The 18,183-nt window shown below is 56.4% G+C and carries 15 protein-coding genes; 12 read left to right on the top strand and 3 right to left on the bottom strand.

All coding sequences use genetic code 11. From position 1 onward, the window contains the following. Positions 1–17 precede the first annotated feature (17 nt). Complete coding sequence (locus CYR52_RS07880) at positions 18–1,220, bottom strand: bifunctional succinylornithine transaminase/acetylornithine transaminase (protein WP_101828374.1); 1,203 nt, start codon at positions 1,218–1,220, stop codon at positions 18–20. Between the two features lie 568 nt (positions 1,221–1,788). Between CYR52_RS07880 and CYR52_RS07875 the strand changes: the two genes are divergently transcribed. Next, entirely contained in the window at positions 1,789–3,063 is a 1,275-nt protein-coding gene (locus CYR52_RS07875) for a Glu/Leu/Phe/Val family dehydrogenase (protein ID WP_072927320.1), read from the top strand. A 61-nt stretch (positions 3,064–3,124) separates the two neighbouring features. Here CYR52_RS07875 and aldA read toward each other — a convergent pair whose 3' ends face one another. Continuing rightward, positions 3,125–4,564, bottom strand: a complete 1,440-nt coding sequence (aldA, locus tag CYR52_RS07870; protein WP_101828373.1) for an aldehyde dehydrogenase — start codon at positions 4,562–4,564, stop codon at positions 3,125–3,127. A gap of 284 nt (positions 4,565–4,848) precedes the next feature. On the opposite strand from aldA, the gene yghX reads away from it, so the two are divergent. Continuing rightward, a complete protein-coding gene (gene yghX, locus CYR52_RS07865; protein ID WP_072927409.1) occupies positions 4,849–5,736 on the top strand; it encodes a YghX family hydrolase in 888 nt (295 codons plus the stop codon). Between the two features lie 45 nt (positions 5,737–5,781). Here yghX and yghU read toward each other — a convergent pair whose 3' ends face one another. Next, positions 5,782–6,648: a glutathione-dependent disulfide-bond oxidoreductase gene (yghU, locus tag CYR52_RS07860; RefSeq protein ID WP_072927324.1), complete on the bottom strand. Its 867-nt coding sequence runs from the start codon at positions 6,646–6,648 to the stop codon at positions 5,782–5,784. Between the two features lie 538 nt (positions 6,649–7,186). Between yghU and CYR52_RS07850 the strand changes: the two genes are divergently transcribed. The 10 genes from CYR52_RS07850 (at position 7,187) to CYR52_RS07805 (ending at position 17,722) form a co-directional block, all read left to right on the top strand. Then, entirely contained in the window at positions 7,187–8,062 is an 876-nt protein-coding gene (locus CYR52_RS07850) for a ParA family protein (RefSeq protein ID WP_006777717.1), read from the top strand. Then, positions 8,055–9,425 carry an SPI-7-type island replicative DNA helicase gene (dnaB-PI, locus tag CYR52_RS07845; protein ID WP_006777718.1) on the top strand — a complete coding sequence of 457 codons (1,371 nt, stop codon included), beginning with the start codon at positions 8,055–8,057 and terminating at the stop codon, positions 9,423–9,425. The genes CYR52_RS07850 and dnaB-PI overlap by 8 nt, the downstream gene beginning before the upstream one ends. Continuing rightward, on the top strand, positions 9,422–11,116 hold the full coding sequence (locus CYR52_RS07840; protein WP_006777719.1) for a ParB family protein: 1,695 nt from the start codon (positions 9,422–9,424) through the stop codon (positions 11,114–11,116). The genes dnaB-PI and CYR52_RS07840 overlap by 4 nt, the downstream gene beginning before the upstream one ends. Continuing rightward, the gene (locus tag CYR52_RS07835; RefSeq protein ID WP_006777721.1) at positions 11,109–11,819 is read left to right on the top strand and encodes a DUF2786 domain-containing protein; all 711 of its coding nucleotides are present in this window, start codon (positions 11,109–11,111) and stop codon (positions 11,817–11,819) included. Before CYR52_RS07840 ends, CYR52_RS07835 begins: the two co-directional genes overlap by 8 nt. A gap of 6 nt (positions 11,820–11,825) precedes the next feature. Further along, positions 11,826–12,416, top strand: coding sequence for a DUF2857 domain-containing protein (locus CYR52_RS07830; protein ID WP_006777722.1), 591 nt, complete (start codon positions 11,826–11,828; stop codon positions 12,414–12,416). Beyond that, on the top strand, positions 12,413–12,661 hold the full coding sequence (locus CYR52_RS07825) for a ParE family toxin-like protein (protein WP_004115572.1): 249 nt from the start codon (positions 12,413–12,415) through the stop codon (positions 12,659–12,661). The genes CYR52_RS07830 and CYR52_RS07825 overlap by 4 nt, the downstream gene beginning before the upstream one ends. 99 nt (positions 12,662–12,760) lie before the next feature. Then, complete coding sequence (locus CYR52_RS07820; protein WP_006777723.1) at positions 12,761–13,999, top strand: STY4528 family pathogenicity island replication protein; 1,239 nt, start codon at positions 12,761–12,763, stop codon at positions 13,997–13,999. A gap of 416 nt (positions 14,000–14,415) precedes the next feature. Further along, complete coding sequence (locus tag CYR52_RS07815; RefSeq protein WP_010615557.1) at positions 14,416–15,129, top strand: PFL_4669 family integrating conjugative element protein; 714 nt, start codon at positions 14,416–14,418, stop codon at positions 15,127–15,129. Position 15,130: 1 nt separating this feature from the next. Next, positions 15,131–15,685, top strand: coding sequence for a hypothetical protein (locus CYR52_RS07810; protein WP_006777724.1), 555 nt, complete (start codon positions 15,131–15,133; stop codon positions 15,683–15,685). Between the two features lie 15 nt (positions 15,686–15,700). Beyond that, the gene (locus CYR52_RS07805; protein ID WP_006777725.1) at positions 15,701–17,722 is read left to right on the top strand and encodes a DNA topoisomerase III; all 2,022 of its coding nucleotides are present in this window, start codon (positions 15,701–15,703) and stop codon (positions 17,720–17,722) included. Positions 17,723–18,183: the final 461 nt, after the last annotated feature.

Raw genomic sequence — 18,183 nt, 5'->3', positions numbered from 1 at the left:
GCAGGCTCCTCAACGTCTCAGACAAACCGGGCAATGGCGCGTTCCAGCCGGGCGAAGCCGTCGTCCAGCTCTGCCGGGCTGATGTCCAGCGCCGGGGCGAACCGCAGCACATCCGGCCCGGCGATAAGCGCAATCAAGCCCTCTTCGGCGGCCAGGTTGGTCAGGGTTTTGGCCTTGCCGTGCCAGGGTTCCGCCAGCGCTGCGCCAATCAGCAGCCCTTTGCCGCGTATCGCGCTGAACAGCCTGTAACGCGCATTCAGCTGCTCCAGGCGGCTGACAATCATGTCGTGGCGCTCACGTACCCCCTGCAACAGCGTTGCATCCAGCAGCGAGAGCACTTTGTCCGCCACGGTGGCCGCCAGCGGGTTGCCGCCGAACGTGGTGCCGTGCGTGCCGGGCTGGAACACCTGCGCCCACGCCTCTTTGGCCAGCATGGCGCCAATCGGGAAACCGCCGCCCAGCCCTTTGGCGCTGGTCAGGATGTCCGGCTCGACGCCGTAAGCCTGGTAGGCGTAGAGTGTGCCGGTGCGCCCGGCGCCGGTCTGCACCTCATCAAAAATCAGCGTCGCCTGGTGTTTATCACACAGCGCGCGCAGCCCTTTGAGGAAGGCCGGATCGGCCGGGATCACGCCACCTTCGCCCACCACCGGCTCGACGATCACCGCGCAGGTGTTGTCCGAGATCTGCTGTTCGACGGCCTTAAGATCATTGTAGGGCAGGTGAGTGATGCCTGGCGGCAGCGGGGCATAATCTGCGGAGTACTTCGGCTGTCCGCCTACCGTGACAGTAAACAGCGTGCGGCCGTGGAACGAATTGGTAAACGCAATGATTTCATGCTTATGCGCGCCGTGGTGGTCATGGGCATATTTGCGTGCCAGCTTCAGCGCTGCCTCGTTGGCTTCCGCGCCGGAGTTACAGAAGAAGACTTTGTCGGCGAAGGTGGCGTCAACCAGCCGTTTCGCCAGCCGCAGCACCGGTTCGTTGGTGTAGCCGTTACCGATGTGCCAGAGTTTCCCGGCCTGCTCCACCAGCGCGGCGGTGAGGTCGGCGTTGGCGTGGCCGAGGGAGTTCACGGCAATGCCGCCGGCCAGATCAATATACTCTTTGCCCGCCTGATCCCAGACGCGGGAACCGGCCGCCCTGACCGGAATAAACGGCGCGGGGGCAAAACAGGGCACCATATAATGATCAAACCAGTCGCGTGCAATTATCTCAGCCATAACATTTTCTCCCGTTATCTTTTTTTAGACAAAGCCATCCCGCCCCTTAATTGCTAAGGGAAAATTCCTGTTGAATGCGGAAACCTGTTGTTTACGCCCGGATGCGTTTTTTAACATCCCTCCCGGCCGATAAACGGCAGGTGTGGGGCGGCCTTACATGGTTAACATGATAGAAATAAAGGGATTTTACCCCGGATTATCGTGCTGGAACGGCAGGGGGCCGGTCAGTGATTGACCTCAATGCTGGCGGTGCGCCATAACATTGTCAACACACTTTCCGACAAAAAATTCACTTTTTGATCACATTCAAGCTTCTGATAAATCGGAAAAATTCACGCTTTATGCACTTTGATTGCATAAAAAGTGCATAAAAATGCTTTCCCTATGGGAGTGCAAAAAGCTAATTAATTATTCATCCCGAAAGGAAATAAACCGCCCGAAAAAAAAGAAGGCCGCTGAATTAACCATTTCCCGGTTATTTTTTGGTGCTAGAGTAAAAGCGCATAGTGATATGCAGGTCACTTCCACGGTTTAACAATACAAATAACTTTGTTTAAAAAGGTTTGTCATGGAAAAGCTATCTTACGTGTCTGAAAGCAGCACATCAGCCTGGTCCACTTACCTGCAACAAATTGATCGCGTCGCACCCTACCTCGGCGACCTGTCACGCTGGATTGATACCCTGCGCCACCCCAAGCGCGCCCTGATTGTCGACATCCCGCTCCAGATGGATGACGGCACCATCCGCCACTTCGAAGGGTTCCGCGTTCAACACAACCTGTCACGCGGGCCGGGCAAAGGCGGCATCCGCTACCACCCGGATGTGGATCTGAATGAAGTGATGGCGCTCTCCGCCTGGATGACCATCAAGTGTGCGGCGGTCAACCTGCCGTATGGCGGCGCGAAGGGCGGCATCCGCGTCGATCCGTTCTCATTGTCAGACGGTGAGCTGGAGCGCCTGACGCGCCGTTACACCAGTGAGATTGGGCTGATTATCGGGCCGCAGAAAGACATCCCCGCGCCGGACGTCGGCACCAACCCGAAAGTCATGGCGTGGATGATGGACACCTATTCCATGAACCACGGCACCACCATCACCGGCGTGGTGACCGGCAAACCGATCCACCTGGGCGGGTCGCTGGGGCGTGAGAAAGCCACCGGCCGCGGTGTGTTCGTGACCGGCAAAGAAGTGGCGCGCCGCGCGGGCATCGGCATCGAAGGGGCGAATGTGGCGGTGCAGGGCTTTGGTAACGTCGGCAGTGAAGCGGCCCGTCTGTTTGTGGAAGCAGGCGCGCGCGTGGTGGCGGTGCAGGACCATACCGCGACGCTGTTCAACGCCAACGGCCTTGACCTGCATGCGCTGAGCGACTGGCAGCACAAACACAAGCAGATCGCCGGGTTCCCCGGTGCGAAGGAGATCGACAGCGAAGCCTTCTGGTCAGTGGAGATGGACATCTTCATCCCGGCCGCGCTGGAAGGGCAGATCACCCGTGAGCGGGCAGAAAAACTGCGCTGCAAACTGGTGCTGGAAGGGGCAAACGGCCCGACTTACCCGGAAGCGGATGACATCCTGAAAGCGCGCGGCGTTACCGTGGTGCCGGACGTGGTCTGTAACGCCGGCGGCGTGACCGTGAGTTACTTTGAGTGGGTGCAGGACATGGCCAGCTTCTTCTGGAGTGAAGAGGAGATCAACGTGCGCATGGACAAGATCATGACCGATGCGATGGTGCACGTCTGGGAGAAGGCGGTAGAGAAGGGGTGCAGCCTGCGCACCGCGGCCTACATTGTGGCCTGTGAACGTATCCTGATGGCGCGTAAAGATCGCGGTATTTACCCCGGTTAAGCCGCAACGGCACGGGCGCGTTCCCGCCCGTGCCGTGCCTTATTTTTTATCCGTACTGCGCTTATTCATACTGTAAATAGGCCACATGGGTTTGCAGGTACTCTTCCAGCCCGTGGCGGCCATCCGCCCCACCCACGCCGGATTTACGCCAGCCCGCATGGAACCCCTGCATCGCTTCAAAGTTCTCACGGTTTACGTAGGTTTCGCCGAACTTCAGCCCTTTTAACGCCTTCATGGTGACGTTCAAGTCACGGGTAAAGATCGACGAGGTCAGGCCATATTCGCTGTCATTCGCCAGGGCGATGGCTTCATCCAGCGTGGAAAACGCCATGACCGGCAGCACCGGGCCGAAGGTTTCCTCTTTCATTACCGCCATATCGGCACGCACGCCGGTCAGCAGCGTCGGCTCATAGAAGAAGCCGCGATCGCCGATGCGTTTACCGCCAATCTCGACTTTTGCACCCTGTTCCACGGCTTTCGCCACTTTTTGCTCAACGCGCTCCAGCGCGGCCTGGGTGATCAGCGGCCCCATGTCCAGCGTCGCCTGCTCTGCCGGGTCGCCCACTTTCACCTGGCGGAACGCCTCCGTCAGGCGTGCCACGAATTCGTCATACACCCCTTCCTGCACATAGAGGCGCTCGGCGCAGTTACACACCTGCCCGGTGTTGATCACGCGGGAACTGACGATCGCTTTCACCGCCAGATCGAGATCGGCGTCGTTCATCACAATCGCCGGGGCTTTGCCGCCCAGCTCCAGCGACACTTTGGTGACATTATTCGCCGCCGCCTGCATGGTGGCGATCCCGGCATTGACGCTGCCGGTCAGGCTGACCATACCGACTTTCGGGTTGGCGGCCAGTTCCTGCCCGACCACCGGGCCGTAACCCGTGACTACGTTGAACACCCCGGCCGGTAAACCGACTTCATCCACAATTTCAGCGAAGATCACCGCATTATTCGGCGTCAGTTCGCTGGGTTTGATCACAATGGTGTTGCCGGTCACCAGCGCCGGGGCGGCTTTACGGGCAATCAGGAAGAACGGGAAGTTCCACGGCAGAATGCCGGTGGTGACGCCAATCGCTTTCTTGAACACCAGGATATTTTCATTCGGGCGATCGCTCTGCACGATCTCCCCTTCATAACGGCGCGCCCAGCCGGCCATGTACTCCAGATAGTCGGCGGTGAACAGCACTTCAGTCTGCGCCAGCGCCTGGGTTTTGCCGCCCTCAGCCACGATGGTGGCGGTGAGTTCCGGCTCGCGGCGACGGATCCCGGCGGCGATTTTAATCAGCCAGTTGCCGCGCTCCACGGCAGGCAGGGCTTCCCAGGCCGGTTGGGCGGCGTCGGCGGCGTCAATGGCGCGGCGTGCATCCTCGGCACTGCCTTCCGGCACCAGGGAGAGCACCTCTTCGGTAGCGGGGTTTATCACCTCAATCCACTTATCGCTGCGGTTCTCAACAAACTGGCCGTTGATGTACATCTGTTGCTGAACTGGGGACATGGCAGGATCTCCGTAAACAATATTTTATCGTCATGTTAATAAACAGAGAGGTTTCTGTTATTTGGATGCCAACATGACGCACCCGGAAAGAAATCACCTTCATCTGGCTGCCATTTGCCCCTTACAGGTGGCAAAAATCCGCAGATCGGCATGACCGGCGTAGCAGATTTGAAACACAGGGGCCGCCCAGGCGCGGTGCAGCAGAGTGATAAACCCCAGCAAGCAGGAAAAATGTGCTATCACAGGTCATTATTTCACCCATCACTGATGAAAAGGGCCACGCCATGAACAGACTGACCGCAAAAGATTTCCCGCCTGAGCTTCTCGAATACTTCGATTTCTACGTGCACGGCAAAATCAGCAAACGTGAATTTCTCGACCTGGCGTCAAAATTTGTGGTGGGCGGGCTGTCCGCCGTGGCGCTCGGCACGTTGCTGACGCCCAACTACGCCTTTGCGCAGCAGGTGGAGTTCACCGACCCTGACATCCTGCCGGAATATCTCCATTACCCGTCACCCAACGGGCACGGCAGCGTAAAGGGCTATTTTGTCAAACCGGCCAAAGCGGCTGCGAAGGTACCGGCAGTGGTGGTGGTGCATGAAAACCGCGGGCTGAACCCCTACATTGAAGACGTGGCGCGGCGCGTGGCAAAAGCCGGTTTTATCGCCCTGGCACCGGACGGGCTAAGTTCGGTGGGCGGTTACCCCGGCAATGATGAGAAGGGGCGGGAGCTGCAACAGCAGGTTGACCCGACTAAGCTGATGAACGATTTCTTTGCGGCGATCGAGTTCCTGATGCACCACGAAGCGACCACCGGAAAAGTGGGCATCACCGGCTTCTGTTACGGCGGCGGGGTGGCGAATGCGGCGGCGGTGGCTTACCCGGAACTGGGCGCGGCGGTGCCGTTCTATGGGCGGCAGCCGAAAACCGAGGATGTGCCGCGCATCAAGGCGCCGCTGTTACTGCATTTTGGCGAGCTGGATACCCGCATCAACGAGGGCTGGCCCGCCTATGAGGCGGCGCTGAAGGCTAACCATAAAACCTATGAGGGCTATGTCTACCCTGGTGTGAACCACGGCTTCCACAATGACTCCACGCCGCGTTATGACAAAGCGGCCGCAGAGCTGGCCTGGACAAGGACGATTGACTGGTTCAGAAAATACCTGGCGTGATCCACGGGGGCCGGTGCCGCACCGGCCCCATTAACGCGGGGCGGATTACGGGTTGCGCTTATCTTCGGTGCGCAGCTCAAAATCGGATGCGTCGTGGCGTTCATGCAACTGTTCAGACGGCTCGCCCCAGGTGCGGTTGACCATGCGGCCGCGCTTCACCGCCGGGCGCTCAGCGATTTCCTCAGCCCAGCGCAGGACATGCGGGTAAGCGCTCACATCCAGGAACTCGGCAGCGTTATACAACGCGCCCTTCACCAGGCAGCCGTACCACGGCCAGATGGCGATATCGGCAATCGAATACTCTTCCCCGGCAATAAAGCGGTGGTCAGCCAGTTGCCGGTTGAGCACATCCAGCTGGCGCTTGGCTTCCATCGTGAAGCGGTTAATGGCGTATTCAATTTTCACCGGCGCATAGTTGTAGAAGTGCCCGAAGCCGCCGCCCAGATAGGGCGCAGAGCCTTGCAGCCAGAACAGCCAGTTCAGGGTTTCGGTACGGCCTGCGTGATCGTCAGGGATGAACTGCCCGAATTTCTCCGCCAGGTAGAGCAGGATCGCGCCCGACTCAAACACACGCACCGGCGGGGTAGCCGAGTGGTCAAACAGCGCCGGGATCTTGGAGTTAGGGTTCACCGCCACAAAGCCGCTGGAGAACTGGTCACCTTCGTTAATGCGGATCAGGTGTGCGTCATACTCTGCACCGGTGGCCCCCAGCGCCAGCAACTCTTCCAGCAGGATCGTCACCTTCTGGCCGTTCGGCGTGCCCAGTGAGTAGAGCTGCAACGGGTGGTTGCCCACCGGCAGCGTTTTCTCATGGGTTGGCCCGGCGATCGGCCGGTTAATGTTCGAGAACGTCCCGGCGTCACTTTGGTTCCAGGTCCAGACTTTCGGGGGCTGATAACTGTTTTCCGACATAATGGGTCTGCCTTCTGCTGAGCAATAGGAATAACGATAATGGCGCGGAAGTGTGACAAAGGGAAAGGGGCAGGCAGGGATAAGGCAGAAAAAGCCAAAGGCCATGCGGCTGGTGTGGCTTTGTTTGCGGGTGAGGGCAAAGCCCGAATCATCGAACGTTGTTCGATGGAGAGTCCGGATGCAGAAAAGCAAAAACCCAGCCATTGGCTGGGTTTTCTGAATGATGGTGCCCGGACTCGGACAACATGCCGCAGGCATGTTGCACAGCGCGCTTGCCGCGCTGGCCGCGCTGGCCCCGGAGGGGGGAGGGCGAAGCCCGAATCATCGAACGTTGTTCGATGGAGAGTCCGGTTTCTCCAAAAGCAAAAACCCGCCATAAGGCGGGTTTTCTGAATGATGGTGCCCGGACTCGGAATCGAACCAAGGACACGGGGATTTTCAATCCCATTGCCGGAAAGTTAAATTTTTTGCCTTTGTGTTACAGAGATGTGAATAATCGCTAACGCATACATCCAAACCATTGTTTTGGATGTGCAAAATGACAATACTTCCCGTTATCTCTCCCAAAGGTGGAGAAGGCAAATCCACGTTTGCTGCTTACCTTGCCGGTTTTCTTGCCGATGCTGGCCTGAATACCCTTCTTGTGGATGCAGACTATTCCCAGCCCACAGCCAGCAGTATCTTCGCGCTGGAGCATGAATCCCCATTCGGTCTCTATGAATTGTTGATGCAGATGGTCAGTGACCATACGCAATGCATTTCGCAGACCGCCATAAAAAATCTCGATGTCATCTACTCAAACGACCCGGACGAACTGTTGCCGACCGCGATGCTCCACGCTGCAGATGGCCGTCTTCGCCTGCGTAACATACTTCAGCATCCTTTCTTTAACCGTTATGACGCCATTATTGTGGATTCTAAAGGCGCAACAGGCGTTATGACTGAGCTTTCCCTCCTGTCCTCTACCGGTAATGTGATGGGCGTTGTTAAACCCATCCTTCCGGATGTCCGTGAATTTATCCGCGGCTCCCTTCACATGCTTACCCGCCTGAAAACCTATGAAAATTACGGTATCCGCCTTCCTGATATTTCCATTCTCGTCAACTGTATCGAAAACACTCTGCTTGACCGTGAAGCAATGGACGGTCTTGCCGCCATCATTAACGAAAAACATTACGACGCCTCTGCGCTGGGCAACCGTGACGTTTATCGTTTACTCAATACCCGTATCGAGGCGCTGGATATTTTCAAACTGGGGCACGTCAAGCAGCAGCCCGTGCATCGTCTGGAATACAAAACACGCCGCAAAGGTCCGGCCGCAGCCGTCACCATGCACGACCTCGCGTGTGAACTGTTCCCTGAGTGGCAGAGCCATTTCAGTGACGTTCTGACCCGGGAGGTGCGTCATGTCTGAGATGATGATGCCCTGCTCTTATGAGGCTGAGCAGGCCGTACTGGGCGGACTGATGCTTGATAACGACCGGTGGGATGAGGTGATACTGCAAATCTCCCCGGAAGATTTGTTTTCCCGGCCGCACCGTATGGTCTTCCGCGTCATGGCCGAGCTGGCCGGAGAAGGGCTACCGCTCGATCTCATCACTATTACGGAACGGCTGGAGAACAAAGGCGACCTTGAACAGTGTGGCGGCTTTGCTTATCTGGCTGAAATGAGTAAAAACACGCCGTCTGCAGCCAATATCCTTGCTTACGCCGGCGTGGTGGCGGAGAAAAGCCGCCTGCGGCAGCTGATGACAGTGGGTAACAGTCTTCTTTCCGATGTGCAGGCCCCGAAAGCCAGCTCGGCCGGCATCCTTGAGTCGGCCGAAGGTAAGCTGTTTAACATTGCCGAACAGGGAGCCATGCAGCTCAACAGTGAGACCGGCGTTAACGAGGCGCTGGATAAACTGCTGACGCATCTGGAAAGTATGTCCGCCAGTGACGGCCTCACCGGCACACCGACCGGTTTCAGTGAACTGGACGCGATGACCTGTGGTCTCCAGCCCGGCGATCTGGCCCTGCTGGCCGCCCGTCCTTCCATGGGAAAAACGTCGCTGGCCATGGCCGCCTGCACCGCGGCCGTGGGCGCAAAACCTGACGATCACGTCTTTGTGTTCAGTCTTGAAATGCCCTCAGAGCAGCTGATGATGCGCCTGCTGGCGATGGAAGGCCGGGTGGAACTGTCCCGGCTTCGCAGCGGCAACATGGATGATGAAGACTGGGCTCGCGTGTCAGCGGCTACCGGTCGCATTATTGAATGGAAAAACCGTCTGATCATTGATGATACCAGCTACCAGACCCCGGCTACACTGCGCGCCCGCGCCCGTCGCTATGTCCGCAAATACGGCAGACCCTCTCTCATCATGCTGGACTATCTGCAGCTTGTCCGCTCCCCCGAGCAGGAAAACCGCACGCAGGAAATAGCGGAAATTTCCCGCTCGCTTAAGGCGCTCGGTAAAGAGCTGGGCTGTCCGGTACTGGCGCTTTCCCAGCTCAACCGCCTGGTGGAGCAGCGGGCCGATAAACGCCCTAATAATGGTGACCTGCGTGACTCTGGTGCGCTTGAGCAGGATGCAGACCTCATCATGTTTATTTACCGGGATGAGGTTTATAACCCCGGCACTCCTGATGCCGGGGTGGCTGAGATCATTGTCGGCAAGCAGCGGCAGGGGCCAACCGGCACGGTGAAAGTCAAATTTGACGGGCGTTATACCCTCTTTTCGGAGTTTCAGGAAGGCAGCTATGACTTCGGTTACCGCAGCGGGAGGAAACAGGCATGAGCCGTAAAAGTTCTAATGTGGGGGCTGCCATGCTGCAGCCCGGACGCCAGTCGCAGGCGGCCGGCAATATCAGCGTCATGCCGGCGGCTGAAATGCCCATGGTCCTGACGCTCGACCAGTTAAGCCCGAATCCTGATAATCCGCGAACATCACGCAATCCGCGTTATGACGATATCAAGGCTTCCATCCGTTCGCGCGGGCTGGACACCGTACCCAAAGTCACCCGTGACCCGGATGGTGAGCCCGATATGTACATCTTCAGCGACGGTGGTAATACACGTTATCAGATCCTGTCAGAACTGTGGCAGGAGACCGGAGAAGACCGTTTTTTCCGTGTCCATGTGTTGTTCAAGCCGTGGCCGGGACGGCTGCAGTGTGTTATCGGCCATCTGGCAGAGAATGAAGTGCGCGGGGAACTGAGTTTTATTGAAAAAGCGCAGGGGATCCACAAAGCCCGCTCTATATATGAAGAGCAGTTAGGAAAGCCAGTCTCTTTACGACAGTTGTCAGAGCTTCTGACCCGTGAAGGTCTGCCGGTACATAATTCAACTATCAGCCGTATGGAAGATGCACTGAAATATCTTTTTCCGTGGATCCCAGACCTGCTTGAGTCCGGGCTCGGCAGGCCTCAGATAACGGCGCTGCTGGCGCTCCGGCATGATGCTGAACGCGTGTGGGATGAGTTTTGCCTGATTTCAGACACAGGCGACAAATCCTTCAGCGACGTTTTTGGCCAGTGTTGTGGCCGTTTCAACTCACCGGAACTGTGGTCTCTTGAGATGTTTCGCGATGAATTAATTGGTGATTTACTGCATGCGCTGCCCCATCCGGAGCTGGATTATGACCGCTGGATGATGGAACTGGATCCTAAAGAACGTAACCGCAGACATCACTTCGGCGATCCAGAACCGGTGTCCATCCCTCCCGTAAACAGCCTCGTCACCGCTGACTCTGCAGGTCAGGCCACACCGGCGCAGAAGTCTGTTGAGGTCGCGCAGCCTTTCTCCAGTCCACGTCGTGAAATCTCAGGAGAGCCGGTAACGCCCGCCCCGGATAATACCCCACCTGAAAAACTGGATAAACAGCCCCCCCGGCATGAGGTTCAGCCAGATATGTACGGTGCCGCGCCGGTCATTTCAGGTGAGAGCGGGGATGTTAGCGGGCTGGTTACCCTCTCCGATGGGTACGGAGAAGAGAATGGTGGAGAAGAGGACAATGGGGAGGATGGCCTGCTTTCTCTTTTAACACCAGAACCTGAAGTTGTCCTGCAGGATGACGCGCCAGTGACTAATGACAGCATCTGGCATGTGCCGGCCCATCAGGACGATATCGAACACCTGCAGAATACCGCTTTTCGTCTGGCCTGGGAGCTGGGTGAGGTCCTTGGCTGCGAAGATGAAATTCTTCCGCAACGCGACAATGACATGTCTGCCGGTTACGTCGGGGCAGGTGAGGTGTGTTCTGAAGCCGCCGCATTTCTGCTGGGCCTGACCGGCGAAGCGCCTGCGCTGCATCCTGCGGCAGGAGTGTGTGGTCTGCCGGAGCTTTTCACCGGCGGCCCGGGTGAGGGGGAAGCACCTGCACTGACAGATGAAGATGCTCTGAAACTGCTGCGCCTGATGCGCGTTATGCGCCGTCTTCGGGAGCTGCAACGCGGTCTGACGTACGGGGAGGATAACAGTGATGAATAACTCACAGCGACAGTTGCGACTGCTGAATCTTGTCAGGAAACTGCTGAAGCTGGGCCGCAGCAACAGTAATGCCCATGAGGCAGGACTGGCCCTGCAGCGTGCCCAGAAGCTGATGGCCAGATACGGTATCAGCGAGCTTGACGCCAGTCTTACATCTGTGCGCGAGGCGTCTTCCCGCACGGCCCCTTCGGATGCTGAAAAAGTTCCGGAATGGATGGTGACCCTTGTCCGGGGCGTCTGTCATGCCTTTGGCTGCCGCGCTTATTACTCATGGCGTCAGACCTCTGCCGGGTATCGCCGTTCGGTAACCTTTTACGGATTCAGTGAAAAACCTGAGATAGCAGCCTATGCCTTTGATGTGCTGACGCGCCAGCTGAAAGATGCCACAAATTCTTATCTCAAAACCCAGAGTAAGCGGCTGAAACTGGCCACACGCCGGGCGAGAGCGGAGCAGTTCCGTGACGGCTGGGTATGTGGGGTGCGTGAGGTGATATCGGCAACTGACATCAGCAGCGAGGAGGAGCAGGTGATGAGCCACTGGCTGGAAAGCCGCAGTATGAAAACAGTCACAACCCGTGAACTGAAAGCCTGCCGCGGGGCGGATACAGCACGTTATCAGGGGTATGAAGCCGGACAAAATGCCCGTATTCATCATGGTGTCAGCGGCCGGGGTCCGGCAGCCATTGGTTACCGTCAGGATTAAGGGGGAATGATGAACAGTTTATCTCAGGCTGCCAACGGATTGCTGATGCAGCTGGTTATGGATCTCAGAAGTGGCTATCTGCGCCGCTGCGAATCGCTGGGACTGAACCGCGAGGAAATGCAGATGCTGCAGGGGCTCTCGCTCGAAGAGCTTCACTACCTTTCCGGCAGTGAGGTGTCGATCATCAGTGTGGGCATCAATCACGGCAATCTGGTGCGCATGCTGCAGCAGGCCCGGACGGAACAGAAACGACTCCAGCGTATCGATCGGGCGCTGGCGCTGGGCGGCTCCATTGAACTGATGGCCAATTACTTCGGGCTCTCCAGTACGGACGTGGCGGCCCGCCGTCGTATTGCCGGTATCGATGTCCGGCCGGGGCGCGGTAACGCACTGGGTGATGAGGAAAACGCCGCCCTGTGGCGTCAGTGGCAAAAGTCCGGCGTTGAAGATGCGGAAAGTGCTGACGGGCTGGACGTAATGATGCTGGCTGCAGAACAGATGAACGTCTCGCTGACGTCCGTCTGGCATGCCGTCCGCGGCTGGCACAAAACCCGGCAGCCTTCTCCGGCACGAACGCCGGTAAGGAAGACGGCATGAAATACAGGATGGTTGCGCCGGGCCTGCGGGCTCCCCATGGTACGCCGCCGCAATGCTGTCAGAAGGCGTTACGTCAGGTTCGCCGTTTCCGGCAGGGGGCGCGTAATTACACCCGGCTCGATGAGAAAGGCTGCGGTTACTACAAAATCGATCTCGGCCCGTTCTGGCGTTTGCTGAGTCGCAACGAAGGCCGGACATGGCTTCTTCTCAGCCACGAACGCTATAACAGCGCCATACGGAAATAGCAGCATGACAGCCTGTTTACCCTGCACCCGTACGCGGGTGCATTACTAAGCATACTGACAGTTCAGAACGGCCGTGATGGCGGCCGAAAAGGAAAAATAATGAGTCTGCCTGCAGAAAGCCTGATTGCTTATACGCTGGATAAAATGAATGCCCGCCTTGCGGCCAGACCCCGGCGGGATGATGGCAGGATACGTAACGGCCTGCTGTTTACCGGAAATGTGCATGATTCCATTCCCCGCCGGCTGTTGCTCGACACGCGGTTGTCACCACTGGACAAGATGGGCTGGATGATGATCCGGCTGTATGCACAAAATAATGAGGGGGCAGTTTTCCCCAGCTATGACGAACTGCAACTGCAGCTTGCCTCACCCGGAAAGGGGAAAGCCTCAAGGGAAACGGTAAGCCGCGTCCTGCTTATGCTACGAATAACCGGCTGGCTCAGCCTCTGTAAACGCGTGCGGGATGATAAAGGGCGGGTGCGGGGGAATATCTATGCTCAGCACGATGAGCCCCTGACGTTCAGCGATGCGGAAACGCTCGACCCCCGCTTCCTTGATACGGTGGCGGATGCCTGCCTGAGTAAAAACCGGACTATCAGCCAGACCGCCCGCGAAGTGCTCGACGATATAAAAAACGACCCCACCATGCGCCATTATCGCAGCCATCTTGCGCTGATCGAATCGCGTCTGGACCGCCCACAGACGCCCAGCCAGATGGCGAAACATCATCACCGAATACCCCGTCCCGCACCGGGTTCGGAAACCGAACTCAGTCATAAACGGCCAGGAATCATCGCTAAAAAACAGGGTTCGGATACCGAACTCAGCCCAGAAAGATACAACAATTCACTGAGTTCGGAATCCGTACTGCCAGTAAAAACAGGCAGTTATGACCGGGTTCGGAAACCGAACCATTACGTACGTAGTATCACACACAGTGTGAATAAAAATACGTACGTACCGGGTAAACCTGTGCTTCCCGACAGTTTGCATGAACTTGTGCCGGCAGAAGATATTGCCATGCTGACCGCCCAGCTGCAGGCGCTGCCTGAAGAACAGGCACAACTTGTGCTGCTCAGCCTGCAAAAGGTGATGGCACGCCAGCAGCTCAGCAACCCGGTTGGCTGGTTGCTGGCCGTAATGAAAAAGGCCCGTGAGGGCAGGTTATACGCGCCCCGTCAGGCTGATGATTCGCCTGAGAGTGCCGTGCAAAAAAATGCTCAGCGTCCTGAACAACAGCTGTGGAAGCCAGAACCACGTTCTTCTGTCCATCCTGTATCGGAAGAGAACATACGAAATTTGGTTAGAGATATTCGTAGAAAGCTAAACGATAGATAGCTACTTCTAGAACCGGAGGTTAAAAAACAACCACCGCTGCGAGTGGCAGCAGTGGTTAAAAAGCAATCGGTGCTGCGAGTGGTAGCAGTGGTTAAAAAGTAATCGGTGCTGCGAGTGGCAGCAGTGGTTAAAAAGCAAACAGTGCTGCGAGTGGCAGCGGCGGATAAAAAATGTACAGCACTGTATGGGTCTGGTTTGAGTAAAACATGAAAGGATTTTATCTTTTGATTTTTAAGCAGTTTGAGGTGTCATTCTATATAACTGACTACTTCAACGCCCTGAGCCAGCCCGCTATGAAGCCATATAAGTGAATTTCCGAGATTAGGGATCTGGTTTCTAGTTGTCCCCAAGCTCCTGCCTGAAGAGTATCACTGACTCAGGTCGAACCTGACCGGGATCTTACAGGAGATGATTTCATGACCACTGAAAATGAAACGCGAAGCGATAAACCGGGCGGACTCACATCCTCCCTGAAAATCGAGATCCACTCAAACTATGCTATCCGTCTCTGGGAAGGCCGCCCGCAGGCTCAGGCGAAGGAGGGTGTAAAGAAAGTTAAGCATGCCATCATGAGTATGCCCCAGGCTATTAAGCGCTCAGGAATTATTTATCAGGATTCCCTGGCAGATAACCCATGGGCAGATGAGGCGATGTTCAGGGTTGAAACGCTTTTGAATGAAGCTGGAGAACATATCAAAAGCCGGGTAGAAGAACTTGAGGTCATATTGAAATCAGTTCCCCCTGCTGTTTCATTTTCTGACATTGCCTCCTCGTCTCCACTTAATATAGGCGTATACAGTCGTTCTCCGCTGGGTTACAGATGTGTATGGGTACTCGTCGGATATGACCAGATGGCCCTTAAAGCATTCCAGGCGGCTCATTACGGTCTCATATCCCGCAACCGTCGCGATGAACTACTGAGCCATTGCGCTCACTTAATCAGAAAAGTATATGGTGTGCTACGCCTTTATCGAACCGTCAAGGTTAACCGTGCTGACATAGCAATCCAGACTAAAGAAGCACAACAGGCAATAGAAAAACTGGGCATGCCCGATACTGACATTCTTACTGGTAAGAAACGCTCTTCCTTTTCTCCACCTCTGAGAAAAGCCGTTCAGGAGGAGAAATAATATGATTCGCCCTGTGTTCCTCCTCACCTCCTTCTTTTTACTGAGCGGATGCGCAACAACGGACTGGGCTGCGATTAATAAACAGGTCAGCGATACCGCTGCGAACCTGACAAAAACGTTAGGCGGCAACGACAGCGGAGAAAGTGGCGGGATGCCGCTGATGAGCCCGGCGGGGCAACAGGCCATGCAGTCCGTCGATAAAACGTTCTCCGTGCCGGTCGATGTGGATACCGCGGCGGCCCGCCTGAAGCGCCATTACAAATTTATCTCCACACAGGAGCTTGAGGCACTGCGGCAGGCCGCAAATGACGGGGACTGGAAAGCGGCGGCAGAAGATGATGCGCATCCCGTCTGGGACGCCATGCCGGGCAGCTACTACAAAATGGGCTCCGACTGGAACGGACGTGATCACCTGGATATCGAAATCGAGAAAAACGGGTCCGGCAGCAGGCTCTATGTTGTCTATCGCTCATCATCATCACAGCGTCTGGCCGGGTCCGGCGTCACGAAGCTGATGAATGATGTCCGCGCTGTTGCGGCGGGTGAAAAACGCTGATGCGGGAGGCAACACATGCAACTCTTTCTGTGTGAAAAACCCTCCCAGGCAAAGGATATTGCCCGCGTGCTGGGTATCAGCAAGCGTGAGCAGGGATTTATCAGCGGCGGTAACATCGTTGTGACCTGGGCGGTCGGCCATTTACTCGAAACTGCCAGCCCTGAAGCCTATGGCGAGCAGTATGGCAGGCCATGGCGTGCCGATGTTCTGCCTGTGCTGCCTGAGGCCTGGAAAATGGTCGTTAAAGAGCAGACAAAATCGCAGTTCACCGTTATCAGTAAGCTGCTCAAAAAGGCGTCTGAAGTGGTCATCGCAACCGATGCCGACCGCGAGGGCGAGGTGATCGCTCGTGAGCTGATGGAATACTGCCGCTACAGTGGCGCGGTACGCCGGCTCTGGTTGTCAGCCCTGGATGAGGCCAGTGTGAAGGAAGCACTTAGCAGTATTCTTCCGGGGGAAAAAACAGCCCTGCTGTATGATGCCGGCAAGGGCAGGAGCCAGGCGGACTGGCTCATTGGCATGAACCTGACGCGTCTTTATACCCTTAAGGCCCGTGACTCAGGGGTGTCAGAAGTGCTGTCCGTCGGGCGGGTACAGACGCCGACGCTTGCTATGGTGGTTAACAGGGATAATGAAATCACATCCTTCGTGCCAAAGCCCTGGTGGCAGGTACATGCGCTTATTGAAAAAGAGGGCGTCCGGTTCCGGGCAGTCTGGGTGCCCGTTGAGCAGTACTGTGATGAGGAAAAGCGTTGCATCAATCCCCAGGCCGCCCGGGCGGTGGGGCAGTTGTGTCAGCAGCAGGGCAGGGCTGTGGTACTGGAGGTAACACAGAAGCGGGAAAAAACGGCGGCCCCCCTCTGTTTTGACCTGGGCACCCTTCAGCAGGTCTGCTCCCGAAAGTTCGGCATGGGCGCAAATGATGTGCTCGCCATTGCCCAATCCCTCTACGAAACCCACAAAGCGACCACCTACCCCCGGACAGATTGCGGTTTCCTTCCAACTTCGATGCAGCAGGAAATACCCGACGTTCTGGCGGCAGTGGCAAAATCCGATCCCGCTGTGGCCCCGGTACTGAATCAGCTGGACAGGAAGTTTGTCTCGCGTGTCTGGAATGACAAGAAAATCACCGCGCACCATGCCATCATTCCCACCCGACAGGCATTTGATTTGTCGCGCCTCAGCGCCGATGAGCTGAAGGTCTACCATCTGATTCGCCAGCATTATTTCGCCCAGTTCCTTCCGCTGCAGGAATCTGACGTGACGGAGGCGTCTTTCAATATCGGTGGTCAGCTGTTCCGTACACGCGGGAAAGTCGGTGTGGTGACGGGCTGGAAGTCATTGTTCCAGGCTGAAAAAGATGACGATGAAGAGGACGTCGACGGTGACAGTATGGCGCTGCCGGCGCTGGCAAAAGGGGATATTTGCGCTGTCACCGGTTCTGAGGTTAAAGATATGAAAACCAGTCCGCCTAAACCGTTCACGGAGGGGACGTTGATTGCTGCCATGAAGAACGCGGCCAGTTTCGTCAGTGACCCGAAGCTCAAGAAAGTGCTGCGTGATAACGCAGGTCTGGGCACAGAGGCGACGCGTGCGGCAGTACTCGAAACCCTCTTCAAACGACACTATCTGGAGAAAAAAGGGAAGCACATCCACTCAACGCAGATGGCCCGGGAGCTGATTGCGGCCCTGCCGGAAACGCTGACGAGCCCGGGCATGACCGCATTATGGGAGCAGGCACTGGATGATATTTCGCAGGGGAAAATGTCGCTTGCGGTCTTTATGCAAAAGCAGCTGCAGTGGACCCGTCACCTTGTCGAAAAAGGCCGCCAGGACAGTGTGAAAATCACCGCTCCCGTCACGCCCCCTTGTCCGTTATGCAAAGGGCCCACACGTAAACGCAAAGGTAAGAAAGGAGATTTTTGGGGTTGCGTGCGTTACCCAGACTGCAAAGGTATTATTAACACCAACGGGAAAAAGACCACAAAGCGCAAAAAAGCAGCATCAGGGACAAAAACAGAATCATCCGCACAGTGATGAGTTATTTCACTGTACAACCCCGGGCCGGGTTCTGCTAATGTGACTACGCTTCGATATGTACCCCTTTGCCGGAGGCAGCCAGCTTAACTTTAACGGGATTAATCTGGCAACCGGCACGACGGTCTGCCATCGCACATCTGGCAGGAACTGTAAGACGCATGCGCTCCGTGAAAATCGCGTCGGGAACGGATCCCCGGAGTAGTGAGATACATTAAGGTCTGGTACAGCCCCCACGGCGTTGCATATGCAGCGCCGTTTTCATTTCTGGTTTTATGGGTTGACACCAGGCTTGTTTGGTTTAAAAATCAACAGTGCTTACCGCTGTTTTTCACAGCCAGCTAAAGTTTCAGCAGTCTGAGAGAAACGCCTTAGGGTGACTGCCAGCTAACGTTTCACCGGTCTGAGAGAAACACCTTCGGGTGACCGGAAAATCCTCGCAGCCTGAGAGAGGATACCTT

It is taken from the genome of Chimaeribacter arupi, assembly GCF_002858805.1.
GTDB classification, from domain to species: Bacteria; Pseudomonadota; Gammaproteobacteria; order Enterobacterales; family Enterobacteriaceae; genus Chimaeribacter; species Chimaeribacter arupi.
This window is presented reverse-complemented; position numbering and strand designations above follow the sequence as displayed.